The sequence below is a fragment of the Mucilaginibacter sp. genome (assembly GCF_036383575.1).
Taxonomy (GTDB): domain Bacteria; phylum Bacteroidota; class Bacteroidia; order Sphingobacteriales; family Sphingobacteriaceae; genus Mucilaginibacter.
On sequence record NZ_DASVOB010000410.1, the window covers coordinates 1 to 11,779 of the forward strand.

At 44.0% G+C, this 11,779-nt stretch carries 7 protein-coding genes; 2 read left to right on the top strand and 5 right to left on the bottom strand.

Annotated features, from left to right (window positions below):
* The 5 genes from VF500_RS14310 to VF500_RS14330 all read right to left on the bottom strand — a co-directional run.
* On the bottom strand, positions 1 to 1,554 hold a 1,554-nt coding region (locus VF500_RS14310; RefSeq protein WP_330860313.1), incomplete at its 3' end, for a glycoside hydrolase family 2 protein.
* An 82-nt stretch (positions 1,555 to 1,636) separates the two neighbouring features.
* Positions 1,637 to 2,458 (bottom strand): glycoside hydrolase family 16 protein, encoded by an 822-nt coding sequence (locus VF500_RS14315; RefSeq protein WP_330860314.1) that lies wholly within the window; start codon positions 2,456 to 2,458, stop codon positions 1,637 to 1,639.
* 23 nt (positions 2,459 to 2,481) lie between these two features.
* Positions 2,482 to 4,008, bottom strand: a complete 1,527-nt coding sequence (locus tag VF500_RS14320) for an alpha-L-fucosidase (RefSeq protein WP_330860315.1) — start codon at positions 4,006 to 4,008, stop codon at positions 2,482 to 2,484.
* Between the two features lie 60 nt (positions 4,009 to 4,068).
* Positions 4,069 to 5,835 (bottom strand): RagB/SusD family nutrient uptake outer membrane protein, encoded by a 1,767-nt coding sequence (locus tag VF500_RS14325; protein WP_330860316.1) that lies wholly within the window; start codon positions 5,833 to 5,835, stop codon positions 4,069 to 4,071.
* Positions 5,836 to 5,847: 12 nt separating this feature from the next.
* Complete coding sequence (locus VF500_RS14330) at positions 5,848 to 9,162, bottom strand: TonB-dependent receptor (protein WP_330860317.1); 3,315 nt, start codon at positions 9,160 to 9,162, stop codon at positions 5,848 to 5,850.
* 412 nt (positions 9,163 to 9,574) lie between these two features.
* On the opposite strand from VF500_RS14330, the gene VF500_RS14335 reads away from it, so the two are divergent.
* On the top strand, positions 9,575 to 10,351 hold the full coding sequence (locus VF500_RS14335) for an SDR family oxidoreductase (protein ID WP_330860318.1): 777 nt from the start codon (positions 9,575 to 9,577) through the stop codon (positions 10,349 to 10,351).
* A 682-nt stretch (positions 10,352 to 11,033) separates the two neighbouring features.
* Positions 11,034 to 11,779, top strand: a 746-nt coding sequence (locus tag VF500_RS14340) for a Gfo/Idh/MocA family oxidoreductase (RefSeq protein ID WP_330860319.1), incomplete at its 3' end; no start/stop codon positions are given.

Sequence of the window (11,779 nt, forward strand, 5' to 3'; positions counted from 1 at the left end):
GTCATCGTTTTCAGCATGCTTAAACGGACTGCCGCCAGCCCCGTATTCGCTTACCGCGAATGGTTTCTGCGGATAATCATGATGGGTTTTATCAGCCCATGAGCCAATTTCTTTAAACTCGCCATCATACCATCCATAATACTTATTCCAGGCAATAACGTCAGATACTTCGTTAAACTGATCTCCGTTCAAAAAGGTAGCGGCAGTGGTTAAACGGTTTGGATCTTCTTTTTTCGCCAGCTCATTCAATTGTTTTAAAAATGGCACAGGATCATCGTGATCAAGTTTCAGCTCGTTGAACAACCCCCAAAAGCAAATAGCAGGATGGTTATAATTTTGGCGGATCATTTCAGTTAACACCTGCCTCACCTGGTTTTCCAAAGCCGGACTTTTCAAATATCCGGCTCCGGTATATCCCCCCGGACCAACAAAAGGGATCTCCGACCAAACAACCAGGCCATTCCTGTCGCAGAGGTCATAAAAATATTTACCATGCGGATAGTGGGTTAATCGGATGGCTGTGGCCCCTATCTCTTTGATAAGCTCCATATCTTTATTCAGATCGGTACTGTCAACTGCCGATGCTTTGCCTTCCACATCTTCATGAAAACCAACGCCATGCAGGTCGAGATACTTGCCATTTAGTATGAACCCTTTATCCGCGTCAACGCGGTAAGTCCTGAACCCTAAAGGCTGGGTAACCTGGTCAATCACCTGTCCGTTCCTAATCAGGCTCATGCTAACAGTATATAGATAAGGATCGGCCTTGCCATTCCATAAATGCGGTTGCTTTAAACTTATGGTTTGTTCGCATTGTTTGTTATTGGCGATGTTGTTTGTTGCGGATGACACTATATTTTTACCAGCATCCAAAATATCGGCCTTAACTTTTAAACCTGTTATGTTTTTTACGGATAATTTGGTAATAATACCCACCGTGGCAGCTTGATCAGATAAAACCTTCGGCGTTAGATAGACCCCTGATGAGGCATAATCTAAAGGAGAGATACAATCTTTTGACGTGATCAATAAGGATACGGGCCGATGGATGCCACCATAAACGTTAAAGTCGCCGCAAAGGGGCAAAACATCTGTTCTGGAAGCGTTGCTTACCTGTACTTCGATATTATTTGACTCACCCAGCTTAACGCGATCTGTTATTTCGATACAAAAAGCTGTATACCCTCCCTTATGCTCAGTAATAAAATGTCCGTTTATCAAAACTGAAGCCACACTATTAGCCCCTTCAAAATACAGGAATAGCCTTTTATTTTTCCAGCTTTCGTTTACAAAAAAGCTTTTTTCGTAAATGCCCGCTTCCCGGGTATAATTTGCTCTTCCCTTTAGCACATCATCGGCATTCCAGGTGTGGGGCAGCGTTACATTGATCTTTTCAGGTTGTTTCCTGATATCATAAGCGAAATGGAATTTCCAGTCGCTATTAAAATTGACAATCTGACGGCTATCATTGGCACCGACCTGAGCAAATGAATAATTTGTATTGATCAGTAACAGTAAAAAAAAGTATAAATATTTTGATAGTGGTTTATTCATAAAGCACGGGGAACTAAACCGATCAGCAGAGACCAGTTAATGTTGCGGTTTTAGTTGCGATAATGGTTAACTGATTATTGATTTACTGGTATACACGCACGTAGTCAACGTAGTACTTCAGCGGTAAAAGATCGTCATTAAACGGCCCGGCCCATGACCCCTCATGGCCTAATGCCAGGTTTAGCAACAGGTAAAAATTCTTTTGAAAAATATTGCCTTCTTTTTGCTGCGCCTTGCTGATATCAAACACAAAGTATTTCAGGTTATCATAATAAAACTCAAACTTATCGGGATACCACTCCAAAGCATAAATATGAAAACCATCGGCAGGTGCACCTACTACAGGGCTTTCACCCTGGTGCTGGTATTTCCCCAGCGAATCCGCATAATGTACGGTGCCGTATACTTTTGAAGGATCGCGACCGAGGTATTCCATAATGTCTATCTCGCCGCAATCAGGCCATTTTACTGCCCCGCGGTTTATTCCCAACATCCAGATAGCCGGCCATGCTCCTGCCCCGGAAGCTACTTTGGCGCGCACTTCTATGCGCCCGTATTTCCAGTCGGCCTTGCCTTTGGTGATCAGACTGGCCGAAGTATAATGCGCAAACTGCTCCTTCTCAGCCCAATTGGTCGATCCGGATTTGTAGCGGGCATTTGGAAATTCTTCTTTCCTGGCTTCAATAACTAATGCTCCGTTTTCAACGCGGCAATTTTCGAGGCGTTTAGTGGTATAATACTGAGGCTCATTGTTGCGTACAAATCCATCCTCATAATCCCATTTCTGAGGATCTGGCTGACCTTTATAATTAAACTCATCCGACCAAACCAGTTTCCTTTTTTGCTGGGCGTATGTGGATGCCCCGCATAAAACCAGGGCGATCAATAGAAATATTTTTTTCATTTACTGTTGTTTTAACCTCGCGATCAGGGTGTATTATCACTTTTAAATAAGCCCACATTTGTAAGCGTTGGGTTAAAGCGTGATGACTCAATTACCAACCGTATTTTACCGGAGGTAACCGGCTTAAAGCTTAGCAGGCGCTTATAACCTACTGTGGTACCAGAGATGATCTCTGTCCATTTACCATCCTGGAAATATTGCAGCGAGAATTTCTCTATCCGTTGGCCTTTAGTAATATCTTCTTGTAATTGCAATACATTAAAGGATACCGGAGCAGGCGATTCAAATTCAATTACAGCAGTAGAATCTTTCCCTTTAGTTGTCCAAAAGGATCGCTGGTCGCTCACAAGCATTCGGTTATTGATACCGTTTGTGCAGTGTACCGTAAATCCTTTCAGCAGGTTATTTTTAAAAAGTGATTCACGTAATTGCGCCCAATCTTTAAGGGCCTTTACATCGCTATCGCTGATGAGGCCCCGTGTGTCAGGTGGGATATTTAGCAACAGTAAACTGTTACGGCCAACCGAGGTAAAGTAAATATCCAGGAGCTCCTGCCCGCTTTTAACCTTAGCGTCTTCTGCCGGATGATAAAACCACCCCGGCCTGATGGATACATCAGTTTCTGCGGGATACCAAACCAATCCCCTCGCCCCTTTCAGCCTGTCGCGGCTGCCGAGATCTTCGCCTGCCTTATAAACAATCGGTTTTACCATCACATCTTTTTGCGATGCATCGGCTATTTTCTTTTCTTGCTGTTCATCAATAGGTAACACACTCCATTCGGTTAACCTGCCTTTGCCGGTTTCCGTACCAACCCAGCGCACATCCGGCCCTTGTATGGCAATTACCGACTGCGGCTGCAATTGGCGGATGAGCTTGTACCAGCTATTAAAGTCATAAACCTGCTTTTTACCATTGGGGCCTTCCCCGTTTGCACCGTCAAACCATACTTCGTCAACTTTACCGTAATTACTAAGCAATTCGGTTAACTGATTCTCAAAATAGGTATTGTACTTAACCGAGTCGCCGTAATATGCAGAGTTCCTGTCCCAGGGCGATAGATAAACCCCGAAACCTACCCCATACTTTTTACAGGCATTGGCTACCTCTTTAACAATATCGCCTTTGCCATTTTTGTACGGTGTGTTTTTAATGCTATGCTTAGTGAACCGGCTTGGCCACAAGCAAAAACCATCATGATGTTTGGCGGTAATGATCACCTGTTTGATCCCGGCGTCCTTAACAGTTTTAACCCATTGCTCTGCATTAAGCTCCGTTGGATTAAATTGTGAGATATCTTCCTTTCCATCGCCCCATTCCTTGTTGGTAAACGTGTTGATGCCGAAATGGAAAAATGCTGTCAACTCCAATTGCTGCCACCTCAATTGCCTTGGCGATGGCGTTACATGAGCGGCCTTGTAAATAATGTCCTGCTCTGTATCGCCCGGCAAAATACTTGTAAAACTATTGTTTTGCGCCTGTGCAGAAGCAGCCAGCAGCAGTAAAGGAAAAATCAGTTTGTTTAAAAACGACATATAATATGTGGTCAAATTATTTTAAAGTTTTACCGTATGCTTTATAAAAAGCACACGGTAAAAACTCTAATTTATTTAATTAATCCATCCATCATTTTGTTTCAGGTTGGGATTTCTTTGCGTTTCAACCAATGGGATAGGCCAGTTGTAAATATAATCGCCCTGGAATGAATAGGTGTATACGTTGGCTCCCCAAACTTGCTTTACACCGTTGCCTGCATAAAATACTTTGTCTTTCCATGATTTCCAGCGTAATTCATCAAAATAGTTGATGCCTTCGTTCGGAAACTCCACCCGGCGCTCGTTCCTGATGCGCTCGCGCAGGTCATCTTGTCCGGCTACGGCCGTGGCAGCACTTGAGTTTAATAAGCCAACGCCGGCCCTTGCCCGTACTTCGTTTACTTTGGCAACGGCATCTGACGTTGAGCCTTGCTCATTCAGCGCTTCGGCCCACATTAACAATACATCCGCATACCTGATGATCGGAAAATCTGTTGGCCCGTAGGCACGGTTAATAGTTTCAGAGATCCCTTCATAAACAAATTTCCTGTACAGGTAATAAAAATAACTCTGTGTATCTGTACGCAGATCACCGCCAAGGGCAGCTTCTGTACGGTAAGGCCAGCGTGAAGTTACTGTAGCATTCAGTGAGTTATAAGCGCCATTATAGGTAGAGTACGGTGTAATTACATTAGCCGCCAAACGCGGGTCGCGATTAGCATAAGCTTTAAGGATCCTGTCTTCGTTGCCTGTTGGCAGGTACAAATTCATTGCTGCGCCCCTGGTTGTAGCTGCTGTGATCTCGGCAGCGGTAAGGTTGTTCCTTAAAAAGAAAACTTCCCTTTGCGCAGGTGTAAGGCTCGAATAACCCGGTAGCACAGTATCCCAGTTAAAAGTTGAACCATCAAGGTTTTGATACAGATCAACCAAATTTGGTGATACCAGGTATTGGTTCCAGCACGACCCAAAAGAAGAACGGGTTCCGCAAAACCATTGCGTAGTTGAACCATAACCTGTTGTTCCGCCACCGGCAACAGCAACGTTCTGGATAGAAAATATCATTTCGCTGCATTGCTCATTGGCTGTTTTAAACAAGTTTACATAATTTGAATAAAGCGCATACCCGGCCGATTTTACCATATTAAAATCAGCTGCTGCCAAATCCCATTTTTTCAGATACATGTAGGCTTTACCCCGCAACGCGTATGCCGCTCCTTTAGTAACATGACCGTAATTGGCAGCCCCGGCCGCATATATCTGCGGTAAGGTCGGCTCGTTAATGGCGGCAGTTAAATCCGCTACTACCTGGTTCCATACTTCCGTTTCTGTGGAGCGAGGTTTTGTTGCTTCGTCTGCAGTAAACGGTTCAAGGTATATCGGTACGCCTTTCCATAGCTGGTTTAACCTCAGGTAAAAATAGGCCCTTAAAAATTTACATTCGGCAACGTACCTGCTTTTTTTGGCAGCATCTGATGGTGATTTCAATGGTATATTTTTGATGGCATCATTAGCACGCTGTACACCTTCATAAAGGTTTTGCCATGTGCTGCTGAAAAGCGAGTTACCGGTAGTGATGGTTCCCGACAGCATGGATTCCTGGCTCCGGTACTGCCCCGTATAGGCAAACCTGTCAAACATGTACAATTCCAGTTCGCTGTCGCCGCTTGCGTTTTCGCCTAATCTCAGGGCCTGGTAAACACCGGTAACACCCAGATCGGTAAAGTTATCGGTTGTCCACATGGTAGCCGAAGCCACAGACGAGTATGGTGAAGTATCAAGCAGGTTCTTTTTGCAACCTGTTACAATAATTACGGTAAGTAAAGCTATAAATATCTTTTTCATCATTTTTTCTCCTTAAAAAGTAGCGTTTAAACCAACTGAATATTGACGCATGGTTGGGTAGCCCACACTTGCCCCTATTTCCGGATCAAGGCCAGGGTACTTGGTAATGGTCAGCAAATTTTCGGCAGCTACATAGATCCTTATTTTAGTTAAAGCCCATTTCTCCGAGATCCTTTTAGGAATGGTATAGCCTAACTGAACGTTTTTAAGTTTCACATACGACGCATTATACAAGTAGAAATCACTGGCTACCGCGGCATTCTGCACATCAGATGTGTTTTTTAACCTTGGATAATGCGCGCCTGTATTATTTGCCGGATCGGAAGGATTGGCATCATTGTAATAGTAGTGGTTGTCGGCTACCAAAGTGCTAACCGCGTTACCCAATGACACAATAGAGTTATTGTAACCTGTATCATTCCAGTAATAGTACATGCCAAAACTGCCCGCCCATATCATGGAGCAATCAAAGCCTTTGTAAGCAACATTGAACTGCAAACCTGCATTGTATTTAGGAACTGAAGATTTTTTTGTCAGTTGCGCGTCGTAACTATTGCCATAAATACCGTCGTTATTGGTATCGCCATAAATTAAATCGCCATAATAGATCTTGGTTTTCCCAATACCATTGCCCGGCTGAAATTTATAGCCTGCATCAATCATGCCTTGCAGCCATGCCATATCCTGCGCGGTGCGGATCATGCCATCTTTAGGACCGCCGTTTTTGTTCACGGTTCCATCGGCATTAAAGTAGCTGCCGTTGCCTTTATACACCGGGTACAGGTAATACTCGTTGATCAGATGTCCCTGTATTACCCTTGTTGTGCCACCGCTTGATACCTGCCCGATATTTGATGAATACACCGAAGCACCTGTTGCATCAGTCGCATACCCTTCCTGCAGGGTGCCTTTGTATTTTTCAACCCGGTTAAAGTTATAAGCAAAATTGCCCGATATGTTGAAGCTTAAGTCACCCGCCTTGCCGTGGTAACCCAAAGTAACCTCAATACCACGGTTTGATATTGCGGCAATGTTTTGTGTTGCGGCTGTTGCTGTACCCACTGTTAATGGTACTGTCGGTGTAAATAAAATGCCGCTGGTATATTTTCGATAGGCATCAATCTCGAAATTCATTTTGCCTTTAAACAACGATCCGTCCAAACCGATATTGGTTGTGGTTGTAGTTTCCCACTTTAGGTTTTGATTAGCTGTTTTTGACTGGATCAAACCGGTTACGGCCGCTCCGTTAAATGAATAGGCTGTGGTACCATAGGTAGCCATGTAATCATAATTACCTAAGGAAGCCGAAGAGTTGAGCACGTTATTACCGGTCTGCCCCCATGAAGCCCTCAATTTCAAATTGCTTACATAATTGTTAATGTTCTGCATGAAAGGCTCTTCAGAGATTCTCCATCCCGCGGCAAAGGCAGGGAAAAAGCCCCAGCGGTTTGCAGGTGCAAATTTTGATGAACCATCATACCTGAACACCGCCTCCAATAAATAACGTTGTTTGTAATCGTAGTTCAACCTGCCGAAGAACGACCTCAGCGAATAATCATAGGCATCACCCGTGGCAGCCGTTGGTGTTGTAGCCGAGCTTAAGGTAGTTATTGTAGGATCGATAAGGCCTAACTTGGTGGCGTCAAAATAATAGTAGTTATAGTAGTATTGGTCAAAACCGCCCAATATGCCAATGTTATGATCTTTGGCGATAGTGGTATTGTACCTTAAAACTGCATCCCAGGTAAGCAGGTAGTTTTTGTTAAAATCATAGTAAGTGCTTAGCTGCGCCGGGGCCGTTGCTGCCGATTTTAAAGTATTGGTTGAAAAATCCCAGCGCTCCAATGGAATGGTGTAGGAGTTGTTCTCTTCAAAGCGGGTTTGATAGTTGAACTTGGTTTCGAGCACTAACCCTTTATACAGATTAACGTTTGCAAAAATAGTACTGTTAAACCGCGATTCCTGGTCCCTGCCGCCCGTGCTGTTTAAATAGGTAAGGATATTATTGGCTGTTGATGATTCTTCAGGTGCCGAAGGGAAGCCATATTTACCATTATAATATGGATATACGCCCGGTGTGGTTTGCCTTAAATAATTAAAGGCATTGCTTGTACTGGCCAGTCCATAGCTTTGTAACGATGCAAATGTCTGGGTACCGACAGTTAAAAACTTGGTAGCCTTTGTTTGCAGGTTCACCCTGAACTGGTATTTGTTCGACCCTGTATTTTGCATGGTACCGGGGTTACCATTATATCCTGCCGATAACAGGTACTGTGTGGTTTCATTGCCGCCATTCAGCGCGATATTGTGGTCTTGCAGTACATTATTTTGGAAAATGGTTTTCGCCCAGTTTGTATTGGGATAAGCAATGTAATTAGGCACACCAATGATATTTAACCCATTAGGATCAGCATTGGCTTTTTGCCACAGGGCTATGGTTGCATCGGTATAAACCGGTGTTTGGCCCAGGTTTCTGTAACCCTCGTTTACCAACTGCATGTGCCTTACATAATCAGTCACAAATGCAGGCATGTTAGTTGGATTGGTTTTAGATGCTATACCGCTGTAAGTAATAGTGGTTTTGTTTTTGCTTCCTTTTTTAGTAGTTACCAAAATAACGCCATTTGCTGCCAGCGAACCATATATAGAGGCTGCAGCAGCATCTTTCAGTATCGAGATACTTTCAATATCATCAGGGTTTACAGCATCCAACGTGCCCTGGATCCCGTCGATCACTACCAATGCGCTATTATTATTTAAGGTACCCAGGCCCCTGATGCGGATAGTTGCACCATCGGCCCCAGGCTTTCCAGAGCTTTGCATTACCGACACGCCTGAGCTTAAACCGGTTAATGCTGATGAAACGTTGGTTACCGGACGGTTTTCCAGGTCCTTTGCACTGATCGTAGCTACGGAGCCAACAACGTTTACTTTTTTCTGTGTTCCGTAACCCACAACTACCACATCATTAAGACTGGTGCTTTGTTCGGTGAGCACAACATCAACTACCGAAGCATCGCCGGCCGGTTGTTCCTTTGTTACAAAGCCTATGTAGGAAAATACCAATACAGCACTGCCGTTAGGTACATTTAAACTATAGGTCCCCTTACTATCGGTAATAGCACCAGTGGCCGTTCCTTTTACCTTAACACTTACCCCCGGCAAGCTAAGGCCTTTGCTATCCTTTACTGTACCGGTGATCTTTTTTGCCTGGGAATAGGCATTGGGAATAAGCAAGAGGAGTATTGCCAAAATTCCCAGGGCATGTTTAAAGCCCCTTTTTGCAATACTTACTTTAAAATAACTGCATAAGTAAATTTTATCCATTTTGATTCATTTTGATTTGGGTGTTTCATTTATTGTGATTGCTTAAAATAAAATGGAGATCAGGTACTTATTGATCCGGCAACACTATTTCATTATAGCATGCGGGCAATAAGTAAGATCATGAGGCAGGTCAATGAATTATCATTTCTTTCATGGTTCGTTTATTTTTGGTTTAAACAAAACTGACTTAAATGACCTGTTTGGAGGGGGTAATATCCTAATGAAATGGGGCGAAAATCCTAAAGCCCTATGCAGAATGACTCTTTTTTATCTTGAAACCGGCAACAGGGTAATGAATAAAGTTTGTACGACCCGTCTTTTTAATATAAAAGTTCCGAACTGAACTTTCTTGTTGTGATTGCCTGCCTGATATCCAAAAATTAATGAGATTTTTGTTTAAGAACATTTACTTATGAATTTAGGATTAGATCAAAAGGTAGCCGTTGTACTGGCGGCAAGTAAAGGATTAGGGAAAGCCTCTGCGCTGGCCTTATCCGCAGAAGGTGCAAAAGTCATCATCGGCTCCCGTAATATAACTGAACTGGATTTGGCGGCAGACGAGATCCGGTCAAAAACAGGAAATGAAGTAACCTGCTTCCCGGTAGATGTTACCGATAGCGAACAACTGAATGCATTTATCGCCCAAGCCGGCGGTGTGTACGGGCAGATAGATATCCTGGTTAATAATGCAGGCGGGCCTCCGTTCGGGAAGTTCGAGAGCTTTGACGATACACAGTGGCAGCAAGCCTTCGAGCAGAATATGCTTAGCTTCGTCAGGACATCCAGGTTAGCTTTACCTTTTATGAAGACTACCGGCAGTGGCCGTATTATCAATATTATCAGTGGTTCCGTTAAGTCTGTACTGGCCAACTCGGTGCTGTCTACAGCGATGCGCATGGGCGTGGTCGGTATGGCAAAAATGCTGGCCGATGAATTGGGTGCTTATCAAATTACGGTTAACAATATTGCACCCGGTCTTATCTTAACCGACCGGATCAAACACACACTGCCCCAGGATGTAGATCCCGAAGAAGCGATCAAAGAAAAGACAAAGAACATTCCGCTTGGACGTATTGGCAAGCCGGAAGAATTTGCAGCGTTGGTTGCATTTCTTTCATCTGCCCAGGCCTCATATATCAGCGGGACAACCATACAGATAGATGGCGGTGCGAACCGGGGTATTATGTAAAGGATCTAACTATATTTTAGAAGCTGTTTAAAATAATATCGTCATTGCGAGGAGGAACGACGAAGCAATCCCCTACTTACAGAGCCGCTCAGTATAATTGGGGATTGCCTTGTATCTTATAATTACATGATAGTAAGTCATTGATTATTGAGTATGTCTTCTTGATAAATTTTATAATATGGGCATTGCCTGCGGCTCGGGCTGTACGCTCATACTACACGCGGCCTTAGCCACAGGCCGGTATCCGCTCCCATCCCTAATGCGGCCCAGCGCGCCATCTCTAAAGTATATTTTGCACGTCATCACGATTTTTTCCGGGATTTCCCTCGCGGATACTCGCAATGACGCTTTTTTCCTTATAACATTTTATGACGCTATTGTTTTAAGTAGCTTTTTATAAACCGTTTAAAAATGATAAAACTCTTTTTGTGGAGACGCGTCAAAAGCATATCACATTTAAAAACAATATTGCCAAAATGATCGCCAACGCAGTATTATTGTTACATTAACAGTTAAAAACGTTATTGCTTTTCAGTTCAATTCTTCGATATTTGATTTAGCCGCGCATATGTGTTGGCATTAACCAGTTTACCTTTTAATTAACGAAAAACGACAGGCGCTTCCCCCTAACCGCGTCCGTATTTTCTGAAGAAAAACACCTGCAAACCAAACTATTTACTACATGGAAAAATCACGCCGTACCTTTATCAGGCAGGCCGCGTTAGCCGGGGCCGGGATCATGCTTGCCCCAAAAAGCTGGAGCGCTCAAAGTTACAAACGCATTATTGGTGCTAATGACAGGGTCAGAGTTGGCGTAGTAGGCTTCTCCGACAGGCACAGGAGCTCGCACGTACCCAGCTTTATGAACCATTATAAAGAACTCAATTTTGAGGTGGTGGCCGTATCTGATATCTGGAACAAGCGGCGTGAGGAAGGTGCAGCCCTGTGGAAAGACAAGATGCAGCATGACGTAAAAGCTTACCGTAATAATGAGGAATTATACGACAGCAAAACGATTGACGCCGTATTTATCAGCACTGCCGATTTCCAACATGCCCGGCATACCATTGAAGCGGTAAAGGCCGGTTGTGATGCCTATGTAGAAAAACCTTTCGCCGAAACCATGGAAGATAACCGCGCTGCCTTAAAAGCGGTAAAGGAATCGGGCAAGATCGTGCAAATTGGGTCGCAGCGCAGAAGCGGTGCTAATTATCATGCCGCTAATGAATTTATCAGCTCGGGCAAGTTTGGGCCTATTACCATGGTTGAGCTTACCTGGAATGTGAACCAACCCGGCCGCTGGCGCAGACCTGAATTGTTAGGACAATTGAAAGAGCAGGATACCGATTGGAAACGCTTTATCATGAACCGGCCATACGAAGATTTTGATCCGCGTAAATATTTGGAGTTCCGTTTATTCTGGCCGTA

Coding starts and splice junctions, on each gene's coding strand:
- VF500_RS14315 (WP_330860314.1), bottom strand. CDS start 2,458: ATGAAAAAAATATTTCTATTGATCGCCCTGGTTTTATGCGGGGCATCC.
- VF500_RS14325 (WP_330860316.1), bottom strand. CDS start 5,835: ATGAAAAAGATATTTATAGCTTTACTTACCGTAATTATTGTAACAGGT.
- VF500_RS14330 (WP_330860317.1), bottom strand. CDS start 9,162: ATGGATAAAATTTACTTATGCAGTTATTTTAAAGTAAGTATTGCAAAA.
- VF500_RS14335 (WP_330860318.1), top strand. CDS start 9,575: ATGAATTTAGGATTAGATCAAAAGGTAGCCGTTGTACTGGCGGCAAGT.